Annotated in this window: 14 protein-coding genes; 9 read left to right on the top strand and 5 right to left on the bottom strand. The window is 61.0% G+C overall.

The features are described 5' to 3' along the window. The first annotated feature begins 672 nt into the window (after positions 1-672). The 9 genes from AB4072_RS14285 to AB4072_RS14245 all read left to right on the top strand — a co-directional run bounded on the left by AB4072_RS14285 (position 673) and on the right by AB4072_RS14245 (position 13,583). A complete protein-coding gene (locus AB4072_RS14285) occupies positions 673-2,433 on the top strand; it encodes a type I secretion system permease/ATPase (RefSeq protein ID WP_441968912.1) in 1,761 nt (586 codons plus the stop codon). Beyond that, on the top strand, positions 2,433-3,755 hold the full coding sequence (locus AB4072_RS14280; protein ID WP_441968910.1) for an HlyD family type I secretion periplasmic adaptor subunit: 1,323 nt from the start codon (positions 2,433-2,435) through the stop codon (positions 3,753-3,755). The genes AB4072_RS14285 and AB4072_RS14280 overlap by 1 nt, the downstream gene beginning before the upstream one ends. A gap of 169 nt (positions 3,756-3,924) precedes the next feature. Then, on the top strand, positions 3,925-6,159 hold the full coding sequence (locus AB4072_RS14275) for a trehalose-6-phosphate synthase (protein ID WP_441968908.1): 2,235 nt from the start codon (positions 3,925-3,927) through the stop codon (positions 6,157-6,159). Next, positions 6,152-6,937 carry a trehalose-phosphatase gene (otsB, locus tag AB4072_RS14270; RefSeq protein ID WP_441968906.1) on the top strand — a complete coding sequence of 262 codons (786 nt, stop codon included), beginning with the start codon at positions 6,152-6,154 and terminating at the stop codon, positions 6,935-6,937. The genes AB4072_RS14275 and otsB overlap by 8 nt, the downstream gene beginning before the upstream one ends. After that, a complete protein-coding gene (locus tag AB4072_RS14265; RefSeq protein WP_441968904.1) occupies positions 6,934-8,742 on the top strand; it encodes a glycoside hydrolase family 15 protein in 1,809 nt (602 codons plus the stop codon). The genes otsB and AB4072_RS14265 overlap by 4 nt, the downstream gene beginning before the upstream one ends. Positions 8,743-8,802: 60 nt before the next feature. Continuing rightward, the gene (locus AB4072_RS14260; RefSeq protein ID WP_441969202.1) at positions 8,803-9,783 is read left to right on the top strand and encodes a glucokinase; all 981 of its coding nucleotides are present in this window, start codon (positions 8,803-8,805) and stop codon (positions 9,781-9,783) included. Positions 9,784-9,874: 91 nt separating this feature from the next. Further along, positions 9,875-10,990: a deacylase gene (locus AB4072_RS14255; protein WP_441968902.1), complete on the top strand. Its 1,116-nt coding sequence runs from the start codon at positions 9,875-9,877 to the stop codon at positions 10,988-10,990. A gap of 163 nt (positions 10,991-11,153) precedes the next feature. Then, positions 11,154-11,660 (top strand): hypothetical protein, encoded by a 507-nt coding sequence (locus tag AB4072_RS14250; protein WP_441968900.1) that lies wholly within the window; start codon positions 11,154-11,156, stop codon positions 11,658-11,660. 339 nt (positions 11,661-11,999) lie between these two features. Continuing rightward, positions 12,000-13,583, top strand: a complete 1,584-nt coding sequence (locus tag AB4072_RS14245; RefSeq protein WP_441968898.1) for a peptide chain release factor 3 — start codon at positions 12,000-12,002, stop codon at positions 13,581-13,583. Between the two features lie 49 nt (positions 13,584-13,632). Here AB4072_RS14245 and AB4072_RS14240 read toward each other — a convergent pair whose 3' ends face one another. The 5 genes from AB4072_RS14240 to AB4072_RS14220 all read right to left on the bottom strand — a co-directional run bounded on the left by AB4072_RS14240 (position 13,633) and on the right by AB4072_RS14220 (position 18,022). Further along, a complete protein-coding gene (locus AB4072_RS14240; protein ID WP_441968896.1) occupies positions 13,633-13,980 on the bottom strand; it encodes a DUF3088 domain-containing protein in 348 nt (115 codons plus the stop codon). A gap of 27 nt (positions 13,981-14,007) precedes the next feature. Then, on the bottom strand, positions 14,008-14,910 hold the full coding sequence (locus AB4072_RS14235) for a sugar kinase (RefSeq protein WP_441968894.1): 903 nt from the start codon (positions 14,908-14,910) through the stop codon (positions 14,008-14,010). Positions 14,911-14,999: 89 nt separating this feature from the next. Next, positions 15,000-15,791 (bottom strand): bestrophin-like domain, encoded by a 792-nt coding sequence (locus AB4072_RS14230; protein WP_441968892.1) that lies wholly within the window; start codon positions 15,789-15,791, stop codon positions 15,000-15,002. A 79-nt stretch (positions 15,792-15,870) separates the two neighbouring features. Beyond that, positions 15,871-16,986: a DUF1513 domain-containing protein gene (locus AB4072_RS14225; RefSeq protein ID WP_441968890.1), complete on the bottom strand. Its 1,116-nt coding sequence runs from the start codon at positions 16,984-16,986 to the stop codon at positions 15,871-15,873. After that, a complete protein-coding gene (locus AB4072_RS14220; protein ID WP_441968888.1) occupies positions 16,973-18,022 on the bottom strand; it encodes an imelysin family protein in 1,050 nt (349 codons plus the stop codon). The genes AB4072_RS14225 and AB4072_RS14220 overlap by 14 nt, the downstream gene beginning before the upstream one ends. Positions 18,023-18,030 lie beyond the last annotated feature (8 nt).

The following is an 18,030-nucleotide window of genomic DNA, read 5'->3' as shown; positions in this document are numbered from 1 at the left end:
ACGAAACCTTCGGCTCGCAAAATATGCCGGTGATCTTGCAGGCGAACCGGAATCCGTTTCACCGGGTCCTGCTATAGACGGCAGACCAAGCCGAGGAAACCTCCGTTTTGCCCCTCGCCGGAGGATCGCGCGGGCGCGGCGGATGGCCACAGGCTGGGCCTCTTTAAATGGATAGGGAAAGCAAAGCTGTAAGGTCCCATAGAGGCATCGCGATGAGGGAGGCCTGGGATGCGGTTCCCCAAAATCGACATATTGTCGGGGGACCTCTGCCGCGCAAATGGGCCGCTTTGCAACGCTTGGCCCTGAGAGGCGCACAGCGTCCGGTTAACCTAATTTGCTTACCCTTCAGTGACCCCAACGCAAGAGTCCTGATGAAATCGTCGCGTCGCGTTCATTGTCTTATTGTACGATAACGTTGACACAGTTACATGGAATATGGTTACAAAAGATAGTTGCGTTACGTAAGCTGCGATTGATGGGGGCCCATCGATTGAAGTGGCAAGATCCCAGATTTCATCCCGGACGGATGGATTTAGGACACGCTCACTTCTATTTCCCTGAGCCTCGACCGTCGTCCCCGTTAGGAAGCGCGCCCGCTTCTCCGAGCTTCACCTGCCGTGCGCGGGTGATCCTCAAAGGAGCGATCGCCGCAGAGTCGTCTAGGAACGTGAAATGAAGCAGGCATCAAGACCAAGAGAAGACAGCACGGAAGTTTCCGACGCTCTGAAAACATGTCTCCCGTCTTTCGGCGGCGTGGCCATTTTCTCAGCCATCGTCAACATCCTGGCGCTGACCGGTTCTCTGTACATGCTACAGATCTACGACCGGGTTCTTTCCAGCCGGAGCATATCGACACTCGTCGGCCTCTCCCTCATCTGTCTTGCAGCCTATGTGCTGTCGGGCGCCCTCGACACCATTCGCGGCAAGATGCTCGCTCGTATCGGCGCACGGTTCGACGAGTTGTTGGCGCGACGCATCTTCGACCTTGTGGCGATGATGCCGCTCAAGGGGGCGAAGTCCTCCGAGAGCATGCAGCCCATCCGCGATCTCGACCAAGTCCGCAACTTCCTGTCCGGCATGGGACCGACGGCTCTGTTCGACATGCCGTTCATGCCGATCTTCTTCATCGGCTGCTTCGTGATCCACCCCTGGCTCGGCATCTTTTCGGTCATCGGCGGCATCGTGATCATCCTGCTCACGCTCTACACCGACAAGAAGAGCCGCGAGCCGATGTTCGAACTCACCAAGAGCGGCGCCGAGCGTCACGCGCTTGCTGAAACGAGCCGCCGCAATGCCGAAGCGGTTCGCGCCCTCGGCATGATCGGGTTCCTCGGCGACCGTTACGACGAGGTGCATACCCGCCACGTGAACGACGGTCTTCGCCTCAGTGAGGCGTCATCGGTCATGGGCGCCTTCGCCAAGATCTTCCGTATGGTCCTGCAGTCCGGCATCCTCGGTCTCGGCGCGTTGCTCGTGATCGATGGCCATATGTCGGCAGGCTCCATGATCGCGGCATCCATCATGATGTCCCGCGCTCTCGCTCCCATCGAAATCGCGATTGCGAACTGGAAGGGTTTCATCGGCGCGCGTCAAAGCTATCATCGCCTGGAGCGCATCCTTTCGTTGATCCCGGCGCAGGGCAAGCGTCTGCCGCTTCCCGCGCCTGTCGCCACTCTTCTGGTGGACGATATCTATGTTGCGGCTCCAGGCTCCAACCAGCCCATCGTGCAGGCTGCGGCCTTCGAGTTGAAAGCCGGCCAAGGTCTCGGCCTGATCGGGCCCAGCGCTTCGGGCAAGTCGAGCCTTGCGCGCGCTCTCGTGGGCGTGTGGCCGACATTGCGCGGTGAAGTTCGCCTTGATGGTGCTGCTCTCGATCAATGGGAATCGAACAATCTCGGCCGCCATGTGGGCTACTTGCCGCAAGACGTCGAACTGTTTGACGGCACGGTCGCTGAGAACATCTCGCGCTTCCAGCCGGACGCTTCGCCGGAGGCGATCATCTCCGCTGGCAAAAAGGCGGGCGCGCATGAGCTGATCCTCAATCTGCCGGACGGTTACGACACCCATATCGGCGAAGGCGGCGCTTCGCTGTCCGGTGGCCAGCGTCAGCGCGTCGCCCTGGCGCGCGCGCTCTACGGCGATCCCTTCATTGTCGTGCTCGACGAGCCCAATGCCAGCCTCGATGGCGCGGGCGATGAAGCCCTGAACCAGGCGATCCTCTCCGTGCGTGAGCGCGGCGGTGTGATCGTCATCATCACGCACCGCCCCGCGGCGCTCGGCAATGTGGATCTCGTCGCGATCATGGAAGAGGGCCGCGTCAAGGCCGTCGGACCGCGTGACGAAGTTCTGCAAGCCGTCATGAAACGCAACAACGCGCAACCCGCGCGTCCGCAAGGAGCTCCTCAAGGTGCTTCTCTGAGGGAGGTCGGCTAATGTTGATCCTGCAAGCTGCCCCGAAGCCGTCTGCTCATCAGAAGAAGCTTCGTTATCTCAATCGACTCGGACTTTCGGTGATTGCGCTCTTCGGGGGCACCATCGGACTTTGGGCCGCGACAGCGAACCTGTCCGGCGCCGTTGTCGCCGGTGGCCAGTTCGTCATCGATTCCAGCGTCAAGAAGGTTCAGCATCCGACCGGCGGCATCGTCGGCGAGTTGAAGGTGCGTGACGGCGACCGCGTGAATGCTGGCGATCTTCTGGTCCGTCTCGACGAGACGGTAACGAGGGCAAACCTCCAGCTCGTGTCCAAGCAGCTCGACGAGTTGCTGGCGCGTCAGGCTCGCCTCGACGCGGAGCGCGATGGCGCGCCGGCAATCGAGATTCCGGCAGAGTTCGCCAGCCGTCTGGAGGAGCCCGGCGTCAAGAAAATGCTGGCCTCCGAGAAGACCTTGTTCGAGGCGCGCAAGGCGAGCCGCGAAAGCCAGAAGGACCAGCTCAAGAAGCGCATTTCTCAGTTCCAGGATGAGATCCGCGGCCTTCGGGCACAGCAGGAATCGAAGGCTCGCGAAGCTGAGTTCATTGCTGAGGAACTGAAGGGCGTTCGCGATCTCTACCAGAAGAACCTCGTGCAGCTTCCACGCTTGAATGCTCTCGAGCGCGATGGCGCCTCCATTGAGGGTCAGCGCGGCCAGCTGATTGCGGCAGTTGCCCAGTCCGAGGGACGTATCGCGGAAACTTCGCTTCAGATCATTCAGGTCGATGAGGAGACGCGTGCGAACACTCTCAAGGAGTTGCGCGATACGCAGGCTCAAATCAACGAGTATACCGAGCGGCGTGTAGCGGCTGAAGATCAGCTCAAGCGCACGGACATTCGCGCGCCGAGCACTGGTTTCGTGCACCAGCTCAATGTTCATACGGTCGGTGGCGTGATCTCGCCCGCCGAGCCGGTGATGCTTATCGTCCCGGCGAACGATACTCTCGATCTCGAAGCGCGTGTGCAGCCGAACGAAATCGATCAGTTGGCCGTCGGCCAACCGGCAACGATCCGCGTTCATGCGTCCAACGCGCGTTCGACGCCCGAGTTGCACGGAACGCTTTCGCGCATCTCGGCCGACGTGACGCGTGACCAACAGACCGGCGCGTCGTTCTACACGATCCGCGTGGCGATTCCCGCGGACGAGCTCAAGCGCCTCGGCCAGCTCAAGTTGATCGCGGGCATGCAGGCGGAAGTGTTCGTCGAGGTCAATGAGCGCACACCGTTCCAATATCTCATGAAGCCGATTCATGAGCAGTTTGCTCGCGCGTTCCGCGAACACTAGACGACTTAGTCACATTCAAAATGAAAGGGCCCGGTTCTTCGACCGGGCCTTTTTCGTTTGTCACGTGCTTGCGAGATTTGCGCGCAGGCATGAAACCTTGCGCGTCCTTGCGAGTTTAAAGCTTAGCCGTTCGGCATAGCGTGACAACTTTCAGTGAGGGTAAAGGGTTTTGAGAATCATCCTCCGCTTCGGTGGGATAGCGCTTCTGGTCGCCGCCATCGTCATTCTGGCGGTACTGCCATTTGCGACCTCGTTTGTGGAACAATGGTCTCGCCGCGACGTGGAATTGCGTTCCCGGCTTCTGTTCAACTCGGCTCGCGATCAAGTCGCAAGCCTTCTGCAAAAGAACGACGCCACCGATCTCAACGCTTTGTTCGACAGGATTACATCCGACGAACGCGTGCTCGCGATAGGATATTGCGATGTGAGCGGTTTGCGCTTTCCCACCAAGAATATGCCGGCATCGTTTTCCTGCGAGCAGGCGGCGCGGTCGAACACCGAGACTTTCTCGACCCTTCTTGAAGAGAACCGCAACATTCTGGTGAGCGCATTCCCGTTGCGAATCGGCAACGGCCAAATGGGCCACCTCGTGATTCTGCACGATCTAAGCTATGCCGATCGTCGCGGCTGGGAGGCGCGCAACTATCTCTTTCTCGCATTGACCGGGGTCGCATTCGGAGCGGCGGCGCTCGCCTCGATCATCGCGACGCTGGTGATGCGGCGTTGGCTCGCTTCAATCCGGCAGGCCATCGAGAGCGCACGCACGGGAACGGCGGGGGCGCCTGCCGATGACGAGCTGATTCCCATCGGCCAGGAAATTCGCGACGTGTTGCAGGAGCTTGAATCCTCACGTCGCACCATCGATGCGGCTCACACGGACTGGAATCCGGAAACGCTGCGCGCGGCCCTGTCGAACGAATTGTCCGGTTCTGAAGTGATTGTGGTATCGAACCGCGAACCTTACATCCACAACAAGACCGAGGATGGCAGCATCGTGCTGCAGATTCCCGCGAGCGGGTTGGTTGCGGCGCTCGAACCCGTGACGCGCGCCTGCGGCGGCACCTGGATCGCACACGGCAGCGGCACGGCTGATCGCGAAACCGTCGATGTCAACAATCGCGTCGCGGTTCCGCCGAGCCATCCGTCCTACACGCTGCGGCGCGTCTGGCTGACGGAAGAGGAGCAGGACGGCTACTATTACGGTGCCGCCAACGAGGGTTTATGGCCGCTCTGTCACATCGCCTTCGTACGGCCGGTTTTCCGCGAATCCGACTGGCGCATGTATCGCGCCGTGAACGAAAAGTTTGCGGACGCAGTCGTCGCTGAAGCCAAGCGCGAAGACCCGATTGTGCTCGTGCAGGATTATCATTTCGCGCTGCTGCCGCGCATGATCCGCGACCGCCTTCCGCGCGCCACCATCGTCACTTTCTGGCATATTCCCTGGCCGAACGCGGAAACCTTCGGCATCTGCCCGTGGCGGGAGGAAATCATTGACGGCCTTCTTGGTTCGTCCATCCTCGGGTTCCACACGCAGGCGCATTGCAATCACTTCCTCGACGCGGTCGATACTTACGTGGAAAGCCGCATCGACCGGGAAAACGATTCCGTCACCTTCGGCGGAGAGGAAACGTTGATCCGGCCCTATCCGATCTCCATCGAGTGGCCGCCGACCGCATTGGAAGGGCAAAAGCCCGTATCGGAGTGTCGTCGGGTGGTGCGCGAGCGTCTCGGCTTGCCGGAGGATATCCGTATCGGCGTCGGCATCGAACGGTTCGACTACACGAAAGGCATCGTCGACCGTTTGCAAGCCATCGACACCCTGCTGACGGAAAATCCTGAATGGAAAGGGCGTTTCACCTTCATCCAGGTCGCGGCGCCGACGCGCAGCAAGCTCGCGAACTATCGTCTTCTCCAGGATGAGGCGGAAGCATTGGCGAGAGAGATCAACGAAAGGCACGGCTCGGAGAGCTATGAACCGATCAAGCTTCTGGTCCGGCATCATCAGCCCGATCAGGTCTTCGAACTCTTTCGCGCGGCGGATTTGTGCATCGTGTCCAGTCTCCATGACGGCATGAATCTCGTCGCCAAGGAATTCGTCGCCGCGCGCGACGACGAGGAGGGCGTCCTGATCCTGTCCGCTTTCGCTGGCGCATCGCGTGAGCTGTCGGAGGCGTTGATCGTCAACCCGTACAACGGCCACGCCATGGCCCAGGCCATCGATCGCGCGCTGAGGATGTCGCAAAACGAGCAGCGTGAGCGCATGCGCCTGATGCGCGATCAGGTCCGCGAGCGAAATGTTTATCGCTGGGCGGGACAAATGCTTCTTGCGGCATCGCGCTTGCGCAAGAAGCAGCGTATCCGCCGCTTGATCAAGGCGGGGAGGCGCGCGGCGGCCAATGCATGAAACCTCGACACATCGAACTGTGCCGTTAGTCAACGAGACCGATTGGGCGTTGTTTCTCGATTTCGATGGAACACTGGTCGATATCGTCGAGCGGCCCGATGCGGTCGCTGTCGATCCTGGGCTTTGCGACGTTCTTCATCGTATCCAGATTCGGCTGGGCGGGGCGCTCGCCATCATCAGCGGTCGGCCTATCGCATTTCTCGATGAAAAACTCATTTCGGATCGCTTCGATACCGCCGGGTTGCACGGGCTCGAATATCGTATCGGCGAGAATGTGTTTCTCTGTCAGCCGGAAGACCATCCACGCCTGCGCGATATCGTCCCTCGCCTCGATGAGACTGTTTCGCAGAAGCCCGGGGTGCTGATCGAGGATAAGGGTTGCTCGGTCGCCGTGCATTGGCGCCTCGCACCACAGGAAAAGGATTTCGTGCTCGCGACCGTCAATGCAGCCGTCGAGTCCCTCGGGCCTGAGTACCGCGTTCAGTTCGGCAAGGCCGTGGCGGAAATTGTGCCGGCCGCAGCCGGAAAGGGAAAAGTCATCGAAGCTTTCCTGCGCCAAGAGCCCTACCTCGGCCGCAAGCCGATCTTCGTTGGAGACGACCTGACGGATGAGAACGGATTCAAATCCGTGAATGCTCATGGCGGCGTGTCGATCCGCATCGGCGCGGGCGAAACCGTTGCACAACGAAGATTGGAATCGCCTACCGATTTGAGACGGTGCTTGTCCACATGGGCTGCGGGAGGCGCATTACCTCGATTGGAGACCGCTAACGTATGACTTCGCTCGACCTTGCCGTCATCGGCAATTGCATGATCTCAGCACTTGTGGACCGCCGTGCGCAGATTGTCTGGAGCTGCTTTCCGCGCTTCGACGGCGACCCGGTCCTATCGGCTCTGCTCGATAGTCCGGAAGGACAATCCGATGCCGATCAACGAGGCGTTTTCGCCATCGACATGATCGGTATGCAGAGTTGTGAGCAGGCCTATATCGAGAATACGGCGGTTCTCGTTTCGACCATGATGGACGCCTACGGCAATGTGGTCGAGATCACCGACTTCGCGCCGCGCTTCAAGAATTTCGACCGGATGTTTCGGCCGCCGGAACTGATCCGTCGTGTGCGGCCCGTGAAGGGTCGCCCGCGGATCCGCGTGCGCCTTCGGCCTCATTTCGAATGGGGATCGCAGCAGCCCACCCTGACGCGCGGCAGTAACCACCTGCGTTTCGTGGGAGATAACAGGTCGTTGAGGCTCACCACCGACGCGCCAATTTCCTACGTGTTCGCGGAGCGCCCCTTCGTGGTCGACAAGCCGATTTCCTTCTTCTTCGGCGAGGACGAACCCTTGCGCGCCGAGGCCGATGCGACGGCGCGCGAGTTTCTCGACAAGACTGTGGATTTCTGGCTCGACTGGGTGCGGTCGTTGTCGATCCCGTTCGATTGGCAGGAAGCGGTTATTCGCGCCGCGATCACTCTCAAACTTTGTAACTATGAGGAAACCGGCGCCATCGTCGCGGCGCTTACCACGTCGGTTCCCGAAGCTCCGAACACCCGTCGCAACTGGGATTATCGTTATTGCTGGCTGCGCGATGCCTATTTCGTGATTCATGCGCTCAACCGCCTGGGCACCACGCGCACGATGGAAGACTACCTCAACTACATCGCCAATATCGTGGACGACGTGGAGGCGATCCCCGATCAGAAGGACATGCCGCCGCTGTTCAGCATCACGCGTTCCATGCGGCTCGATGAATACGAGGCAGAGGCGCTTGCGGGATACCGCGGCATGGGGCCGGTCCGCGTCGGTAACGCGGCCTACACCCAGATTCAGAACGACGCCTACGGCAGCATCGTTCTCGCCTCCACCCACGCCTTTTTCGACCGCCGCCTGATCCGCACCGGCAATCGCGCCTTGTTTGAACATCTGGAAAAACTCGGCCAGCGGGCGGTCGAAGTCTTCGATCAGCCGGATGCGGGCCCCTGGGAGCTTCGCACCAAGGCCTCCGTCCACACATTTCCGAGTGTCATGTGCTGGGCCGCCTGCGACCGTCTGGCAAAGATCGGCAAGATGCTGAAGCGGGAGGATCGGGCCGCCTACTGGCGGGAGCAGGCCGACCGCATACATGCGGTCATCGAGGTGCGCGCCTACAGCCCCCAAAGGGGAACTTTCGTTTCGAGTTTCGATGGACAGGATCTCGACGCCACCCTGCTTCTTCTCGCGGAATTGAATTTCGTGAAACCCACGGATCCGCGGTTCGTGGCGACCGTCGAGGCCATCGGCAAGACCCTTCGGCGTGGCGATCTCTTTCTGCGCTATGATACCGAGGACGACTTTGGGCTCATGCACACGGCCTTCATGATCTGCGCTTTCTGGTATGTGGATGCCCTCAATGCCATTGGCCGCAAGGACGAGGCGCGGGATCTGTTCGAGAAAATTCTGGCCTTACGGAATTCCTTCGGTCTCTTTTCTGAGGATGCGGACTTCACGACAGGGGAATTATGGGGCAATTTCCCGCAGACCTATTCCATGGTCGGTCTTATCAATTCTGCCGTACGCCTGAGCCGGAGCTGGGAGGATGCATTCTGACCGGCAATGGCGAGAAAGAGCAGACAAGGTGCATAAGGTTTGATGTTCGCGTTTCCTGTTCTGCTCGGTGATATCGGGGGCACCAACGCCCGTTTCGCGGTACTGCCCGCCCCCGGAGAGCCCATCCATTTCCTGCCCCGCACGCTCACGGCCCAGACACCCGACCCCGTGGCGGCGATCAAGGTCGCGCTGAAAGGCTATGCGGGGGACGCCCCGAAATCGGCGATCATCGCGGTCGCAACACGGGTCGACCGGTCGGTCATCCGACTCACCAACGCCCATTGGACCATCGACGCGAAAGCCATCGGGACGACGCTCGGCCTCGAACGCGTGACCCTCGTCAATGACTACACGCCGGTTGCGGCCTCGGTGACGGTACTCGATGCCGCCAGAGGTGACATCGCACCCCTCGGCAATGGCGGGGCCCCCGGAGCAGGCGCGCGTCTCGTGCTCGGGCCTGGAACGGGCTTCGGCGCCGCAGCTCTCGTGCCGGTGGAGGATCGGTTCGCGATTCTGGCGACGGAGGCGGGCCATGTGGAGTTCGGCCCGACCACCGACGAGGAAATGGCTCTGTGGCCTCACCTCGAGCGGGTCGGCGGACGCATCACGGCGGAAGTCGTTCTTTCCGGGCCTGGACTTTTTCGGCTGTCCCGGGCGCTTGGCATCCATCGCGCCGTGGATTTTACCTTCAAGGTCCCGAATGACATTCTCGCCGCGGCGCGGGAAAACGATGCTTTGGCAACCGAGACTCTCGATTTCTTCGGGCGCTGGCTCGGGCGCTTCGCCGGGGATCTCGCTTTGACCTTCGAGGCGAGCGGTGGGGTTTTCATCGGCGGAGGCATTGCGCCCCGCATGGTCGACATTCTGCAAAAAGGCGGCTTTCGCGGTGCCTTCGATCGCAAGGCCCCTCACGAGAACTGGGCGCGCAACGTCCCGGCTTTCGTCATCACGAATCCAGAGCCGGCCCTTGAGGGGCTGTCGGCGCTCGTGACCCATCCGCAGCGTTTCATTTATCACGCGCAGGGTTGGCAAGCGGCTTGAGGTTGTTCAAGGCTTCCAGCGATTGGTAGGGCGGCTGGAGCACGATGAGACACTGGCCCCTGCCGCGTTCCACACATTCCGTCAGTTGGTCATGAAAACAGAACAGATTTCCCTTTCGCCTCTCGCTCCCGGCGCGAACCTTGCTCTGACCGTGCATCGCTTCGGCGAATTGGGGGCGCGGCCGCGCGTCTACATCCAGGCCGCGCTCCATGCCGACGAGATTCCCGGCATGATCGCAGCCCACCACGTGCGTGAGCGGCTTCTGGCGCTCGAAGCGGAAGGCAAGATCAAGGGCGAGATCGTCCTCGTGCCGTCGGCCAATCCAATCGGTCTGACACAGCGCATGCTCGGCACGCCGGTTGGCCGCTTTGATTTTTCGAACGGCGTTAATTTCAACCGGGGCTATCCCTATCTCGTCCCGAAGGTGGCCGAGCGTGTGGCGGACCGGCTGACGGATGACGGTGAGGCGAATGTCCGGACGATCCGCGCGACGCTTCTGTCCGAACTCGACGCGTGGCCTGCGAACACGCCCGCCGAGGTCTTGAAGAAGACTTTGCTGCGCCTCGCTATCGATGCCGATGTGGTGCTCGATCTGCACTGCGATTCCGAGGCGGTGATGCACCTTTATACGCATACTCGCTCGGCGGATGAGTTCGCGCCGCTTTGCGCGCTCCTCGACATGAAGGTGGTTCTGCTGGCGGAAGAATCCGGCGACGATCCGTTCGACGAGGCTTGTAGCCGTCCGTGGGGCGAGTTGGCGGATCGCTTCCCCGACCGCCCGATTCCGTTCTCATGCCATTCGACCACGGTGGAATTCCGTGGCGAGGCCGACGTGAACCACGAATACGCCAAGGCCGATGCGAAGGCCTTGATCGACTACATGATTTTGCGCGGCGTGATTGCGGGCGAGGCTCCGAAGGTGCCGGCGGCTTCCTGCAAGCCGACGCCGCTCGCCGCATCCGAGCCTGTCGCCGCACCGGCCTCCGGCATCGTCGTATTCCGGGTGCAGCCAGGCGCGCAGGTGAAGGCGGGAGATGTGATCGCCGATATCGTCGATCCCCTGACCGGCACCGTGACGCCGGCCAAGACCGGTTCGGACGGGATCATGTTCGCGCGCATTCTCGCCCGCTTCGCGGGAGCGGGGCAGCGCCTCGCCAAAGTTGCGGGGACAACCGTTCAGCGAACAGGGAAATTGCTTGGCGCCTGACGGCGACACGCTCGAGATAAGAAAGGCCGCCTTCGAGGCGGCTTTTTTTATGCGGAACGGCGTGGGAGGAAGACAACCTTTGCCGTGGAACGGCTCGCGCTTATGTTTATGGTGTTTCGCGACGTTTCGGGAACGCAGCCGCTCTCTGAAACGGAGACCTGTCATGATCGTCAGCCTAGCGACCTACACCTTCATCCACACGGCTCTGAGCCTTATCGCGCTTTTCGTGGGGTTCGTGATCATCGCCGATCTGTTCGCGGGGCGCATTCGACCCGTTCGGACGGGAGTATTCCTCATCACCGCGATCGCCACCAGCGTCACGGGTTTCGGCTTTCCCTTCACTGGCGTACTGCCCTCGCATGTGGTCGGCGTGATTGCCCTCGTCATCCTCGCGGCGGTGCTTTTCGCGCGCTACGGCGGGTATCTCGCCGGTTCATGGCGGTGGATTTATGCCGGCGGGATCGTTGCGAGCGTGTATCTTCTTGCCTTTGTCGCCATCGCCCAGGCTTTCACGAAGATCCCGCTTCTCAAAAGCGCAGCCCCGACGCAGGCGGAATTGCCGTTCGTCCTGTCCCAGGGCGTCGCACTGGTGGTGTTCGTCCTTCTCGGAATCGTTGCGTCTCGGACATTTCAGGGCAGGGTGGCGCAAGGAATTCGGCTTAGAGCATGATCAGAACAAGTGGAAACCGGGTTGTTCGCCCGGATCATGCGAAATCAAAGAGCTAGACCCTCTTAATAAAACACGCCGGAGACGAATCGCCCCCGGCGTGGCCTTAAGCATTATCTCGCCGTGCGGTACGCCATGGGCGTTTCCACGGAGCCAAAGCTAAATCAATGACTTAGCGGATGCCCACGGCGAGGCGACGACAGTGACAATGAGACACTGGATCACCTCCTTTTCGTTGTTGACGGATACCCCCACTATGGTGTGTGAGGCCAAATGACGTAAAGAGGGTTGCGCTGCGGCGTCTTGCCCCCGCCTCGTGATCTTGAGTAGAACCTGGACACTATGACCGATCTTCCGGCTCCCGTGAGACGCCGTCGCACGTTTGCGATCATCTCCCACCCCGACGCGGGTAAGACCACGCTCACCGAAAAGCTGCTGCTTTTCGGCGGCGCGATTCAGCTCGCCGGTGAGGTGAAGGCCAAAAAGAACCGGGTTTCGACCCGCTCCGACTGGATGGGCATCGAAAAGGAACGCGGCATCTCCGTCGTCACCTCCGTGATGACCTTCGAATACGGCGATTGCGTCTTCAACCTGCTCGACACGCCGGGCCACGAGGACTTCTCGGAAGATACCTATCGCACGCTTACCGCCGTCGATTCCGCGATCATGGTGATCGACGCCGCGAAGGGTATCGAGGCGCGCACGCGCAAGCTTTTCGAAGTCTGCCGCATGCGCGACATTCCGATCGTCACCTTCGTCAACAAGATGGACCGCGAGACGCGCAATCCCTTCGACCTTCTGGACGAGATCGAAAAGACGCTCGCCCTCGACACGACGCCCGTCACCTGGCCCATCGGGCAGGGCCGCAGTTTCGCGGGCACTTACGATCTCCAGCGCAACCTCGTGCGCCGCATCGACACCGATGACGAGCCGCAGAGCGTTTCCGGACCGTATGATCCGCTGATCGACAGCCTGTTGCCCGCGCATGAGATCGAGGCGTGGCGGGAGGAAGTCAGCCTTGCGAAGGAGGCCTGCAAGCCGTTCGATCTTCAGTCCTTCCGCGAAGGGCACCTGACGCCTGTGTTCTTCGGCAGCGCGTTGCGCAATTTCGGCGTGCGCGATCTCATCGACGCCATGGCCGCCTATGCCCCTCCGCCACGTGGGCAGGACGCGGACAAGCGCCAGGTCGAGGCGGGCGAGCCGAAGATGACCGGCTTCGTGTTCAAGATCCAGGCCAACATGGATCCGAATCATCGCGACCGCATCGCCTTCATGCGCATCTGCTCGGGCAAGCTCGCGCGCGGCATGAAGGCGAAGCTCGTTCGCACCGGCAAGCCCATGAGCCTGAATGCTCCGCAATTCTTCTTCGCGCAGGATCGTGCGATCGCGGACGAGGCTTGGGCGGGTGATGTGGTCGGCATTCCGAACCACGGCACCTTGCGCATCGGCGATACGCTGACCGAGGGCGAGGACATCGTGTTTCGCGGCGTGCCGAGCTTCGCACCGGAAATCCTGCGCCGCATCAAGTTGCAGGATGCGATGAAGGCGAAGAAGCTGCGCGAGGCCTTGCAGCAGATGGCGGAAGAGGGCGTGGTTCAGCTCTTCATCCCGCAGGATGGATCGGGCGCCATCGTCGGCGTGGTCGGCGCGCTGCAGCTCGATGTGCTGAAAGAGCGCCTGCTTGCCGAATATGGCCTGCCCATCGATTACGAGCCCACGCGGTTTACGATCTGCCGCTGGATCACGGCGGCCGATCGCATCGAACTCGACCGCTTTGTAGATAGCCATCTCTCGTCGATGGCTCATGACCTCGATGGCGCGCCGGTCTTCATGGCGGCGAACAATTTCAATCTTCAATACGAGGTTGATCGCGCCAAGGGCATCACGTTCTCGGACGTGAAGGACTATCAGAAGAAGGCGGCTTAAAAAGTTGCGTCGCAGCGGGCGGAAGCTGTGAAAGCTCTCCCCGCTGCGACTACGGATGCGGCTCGGGAAAGCCGTGGCGCAGGCTCAACGCGCGCAGGATCGCGTCCTTGTCCGAAATGAAACGCCGTCCATTGTAGGATTGTGCGGCCAATTCCGTTGGTGCGTCATCCGCGAGAACAAGAAGCGGCAAGGACTGGTTTTCTTCACCGACCATGTCGATCACGCGCGCACGTGGGCGCGACCACGCCACGCGCTCCACATCGAGCTTTGAAACGAGGTCCGGAAAAGAGACGAGAACGCCCTCTATCAACGCGCAATGCCAGCAATAGAAGCGCTTGCCTGGATAAGCGGGATCCTCGAAATCGGGCTTGAGGATAAACAGCTTGTCGCGTTTCATTGCGATCCGTTTTCTGATTGCGATGCTTCACGCGGCGAGCTTGCGCTCTGCAAATTTCGTCTGCGTCGCCGTGATGTCGGACAGCATCGGCAGGCTCGCCTCGTTGCCGAGATGTTGAATGGCGTAGCCCGAGGCCGCGCGGGCGAAGGTGAAGTGTTCGCGCCAGGGCATTTCCGGCCGAGCCATGGCGGAATAGACGTAAGCGCCGTGGAAAATATCGCCTGCGCCATTGGTGTCGACCACATCCTCCGGCGGCACGGCAAGTGCCGGCAGAACGCTTTCCGTGCCCGTCTCGTCATACCAGACGAGGCCGCGCTCGCCCAAGGTAACGCCACCGACCTTGCAGCCACGTCCCTTGAGGTAGGTGAGCATTTCCTTTGGCGTCAGATTCATCTGCTCGCACAAGCGCTCGGCCACGATGGCGACATCGATGAATTCGAGGAGTTCGTGCGTATTGGAACGCAGCCCTCCACCGTCGAGCGAGGTGAGAATACCGGCCTCACGGCAGGTCTTCGCGTAGTGCATGGCTGCATCCGCCTGGTGACCGTCGAGATGCAGCGCCCGACAGCCCTTCAAGTTCAGGGGCGGGACGGGGTGCAGATAGTGGTCGTCGCGGCAGCGGACGATAGCGCGCTTGCCGCCATGAGGCATGATGAAGGAGAGGGACGATTCCGTGACCTTTCGATGGTGGACGGAAATGCCGTATTTCGCGGCCATGTCGATGAACATGCGCCCGAGCCAGTCATCGGCGATCGAGGTGAGCAGATCGGGCACGATGCCGAGCTTGGCGCAGGCAAAGGCGGCGGTGACCGCATTGCCGCCGAACGAGATCGCATAATCGCGTGCAACGGTCTTCTCGTCTCCGGTCGGAATTTCATCCGCCAGGAATGTCACATCGATGTAGGTCTGACCAACGAAGAGAGCTTGCATGTAAATACACTATCGTGAGGGTGGGGAATGCGATTCGGCGCCAAGCTTTGGCCGGGCGCCCACGATTGTGCAAGTTATCTCGGCCAAGCTCAAGGCTTCGACGGCTCTGTCATGGTCGTCAAAGCCTCTACAAGGGGTTCTGCCGAAAACCGCAAGACTCCGTCGAAGGGCCGTTCGCGAATAGCGACGAGGCCGAGTGCGGCTACGGCTGCGGCTGTGAATATCGACAAAGCCGCCGCTTGTGCGCGCGGACGCTCCAGGTGGACGACAGCGATAGCGATCTGGGTGATGACCGCAAGGACAAGCACCGTCTCCCATTTTGTGCGGTCCGTGCTGTCTCCGCTCAGCGCCAGCCGCTCGGAGCGGGCCTTTCGAAGAGCAAGGACCGTATCCAGCAGGGCGCCTTGCGTAGCTTGCCCCGCCTCGATCCCGATTTTCGGGGCGGAGACATGGGCGAGTAGTGCGAGGATGGCTCTCTCGGCCTGGGGAGAGCTCTCCTGGTCCATCATGAGCGGCCATTCCTCGTCGATGAGAATACGAACATAGTGCCGGATTGCATCACGAACCTCCTCCATGTCGGAAACATTGGTGACGGTCATGGCATTCAGGGCCAGAAGCCCGTCCCGTTCGTCAAAGACAACCCGGGCGGCCTGACGATTGCGATCCCAGACCTCGTTCGCGAGAAAGCCCATGAGCAGGGCGAAGAGAATGGCGACCGAGCCGAAGAACGGCGCAACCACTCCTCCGAAGCTCGACGCTATCCGCCGGCAGCGTTTTCCGAAGCAGAGCCAATAAACAAGCAAGCCCGAGGCCGCGAGGAGAACGGCCAGGCTTGCAAAGACTCCCCACACCGGCAGACCGAGCCACGTATCGAAAACCACCGGATTTCCTCTATCGATCTCAGGTCATCGAGAATATAGGACGGTCTGGCCGCTTGTCGCCTCGTGCGCATTGGAGAAATTAGACGCGTCGAAGGTGATTGTCCCAGATCCAACGGTCGAGTTCGGTTCCACCAAGACGGCTCAATTCCTGGGATGCAACGGGGGCGAGCTTCACACCGGCGTTGCCCGATGTCGCAAGAAAGACGCCGTTCATAGGGGCCGCTGCTACGCCGCAGACATCCGACATGCGGCGTCGGTCGAGATAGCGTCCGCTCGTCAAATCCCAGAACGCGATGGTGTTGCCGCGCGGGCTCGTCGCCGCCGCAATGGTGCCGGAAGCATCGAGCGTGACCGAACCGACATAGTTCTTGAGAGCGTCGAGATCGTCTTCCGGCATTTCCAGCAAACGGGTTTTGCCGTCCGGCGTCAGGGTGCCGACGAGAGACGGCATCTCGTTCGGATCGCCCTCGAACTGACAACCGAAAACTGCCTCACCTGTCGCGGTCACGGCGAGGTGCCGGATGCTCAGGCCCTTGAGCGCCGCGCCCAGATCGGTCTTGACGAGAACTGTACCGCTTTGAGGATCGACGAGGGCGAGGCTTGGCTCCATCTCGTCCTTGTTGAGAATTTCGCGGCCCGTGCCGGGGTGCGTTTTGATGCCGCCATTCGCCACCACGATGTGGCGGTGGCCGGGAAGAAACGCGAGATCGTGTGGGCCGATGCCGAAGCTCGGCATTTCGCCGACGCGCCGATAACCGGCTTTTGCATCATAGATGCCAAGCAGCCCGTCACCTGTCGTCATCGCGTTCTCGGTGGCATAGAGCAGGCCGCCATCGGCTGAGAAGACACCGTGGCCGTAGAAATGGCGACCGGGCGGAGACGTGATCACTTTCGCGACGATGCCCGTATTGCGGTCGATGATCGCCGCCCAGTTGCCGGGCCGCCGCGCAAAGACCACAAGGTCGTCCGAGGATGGCCGCATGGCGATGTCATGCCCGCGATCCGGCAGGCGCGTGTTGAAAAGCATATGCCCGTCGAGCGAGAACACGGCAACGGAAGCGGCATCCGACGCGTCGAAACAGGCGGAAACGAAAAGCGGTTCGGGCGTACCGGCGAGCGCGAGACGCGAGCCTAAAGGCGCGGCAATCGCCGCGCTCAAGGCCGCAAGGAAAGAGCGCCGATCAATCCCCGTCACGACTGCTGAATCCTATGGTCACGCCAAGGGCGGACGGCACCGTGTTGCCGGCCACTTCGCGCAGTGAATGAATAGCATCACGCAGAAGAACGATTTGCGCGCGAGTCTTGGGGTCGGCGGCTATCTTGCCGATATCGATCTGCCCGAGTGTTGCCGCCATCGTGCGTGGCGTGCGTAGTGCGTAGAGGAGCGATGCGCCTTCATCGGTGTTCGGGTCGACAAGAAGCTTGCCCATTGCTTCCCCCGCTTCCAGATTGACGGCGATGGCGCGCATGGAGCGATTGCTGCGCCATCCCTCGGCCAGCATCGGGCGCGCGTCGTCTGGCTTTTTGCCCATGGGCACGCCAAGTTTCTGATCGTCGATGATGTCGAAGAGACCGGAATAATCCGTGGCGAAGCGCGTTGCCGCATCTTCGATGACACCGGCATCGCCATTCTCGATTTTGGCGAGCGCTCCATCCGGGCGGCGCCATTCATCGAGCACTTGAGCGCTTGTGGTTGCGAGCCCGCGTGCGATGGCGCTGCCGACCGCGCAGCGGCGCTTGGCTGTGTCCGAACCATCTGTGAAAGCTTTCGCCGCATCCTTTTCGAAGAGAAGCCGCTCAACAGCGGTCAGTCCCTGCGCGGCGGCGCTCGCTTGCGAAAACCGTTCCGGGCTCAGATCGTCGGTGCCGGAGCGCGACAAGAGGTTGGCGAGCGCGCGGTTGACCGTGTTCTGGCGCTCGGGCCAATGCGCCATGCGCTCGAAACGAAAATCGATTGAGATTGGGCCGTAGAGAACGAACTCAATGCCGGCCCACGCGTCCGCGGCCTTTTGATAGGCCTCTTGCAAGGACGCGACAGCTTCCGCCTTCGGCGTGCCGCAAAAAGCTTCCCAGGCGGTTTGCTGCACCTTCGCCGCCTGAGCCAGGGTTTCATAACGCGGGATGATGAAGTCTCGCGAGACTTTCACCAACGTATCGCGGGGCGTCTCGGCTTGCGCCGGAAAGATCAAAGCGCAAAGTGTCAGCAGGGTGGCGATGGGCAAACGGAACATGCTCGTCC

This window comes from Microvirga sp. 2MCAF38 (assembly GCF_052115485.1).
Classification (GTDB): domain Bacteria; phylum Pseudomonadota; class Alphaproteobacteria; order Rhizobiales; family Beijerinckiaceae; genus Microvirga.
The sequence above is the reverse complement of the archived record's forward strand: the minus strand, read 5'-3'. Positions and strand labels throughout refer to the sequence as shown.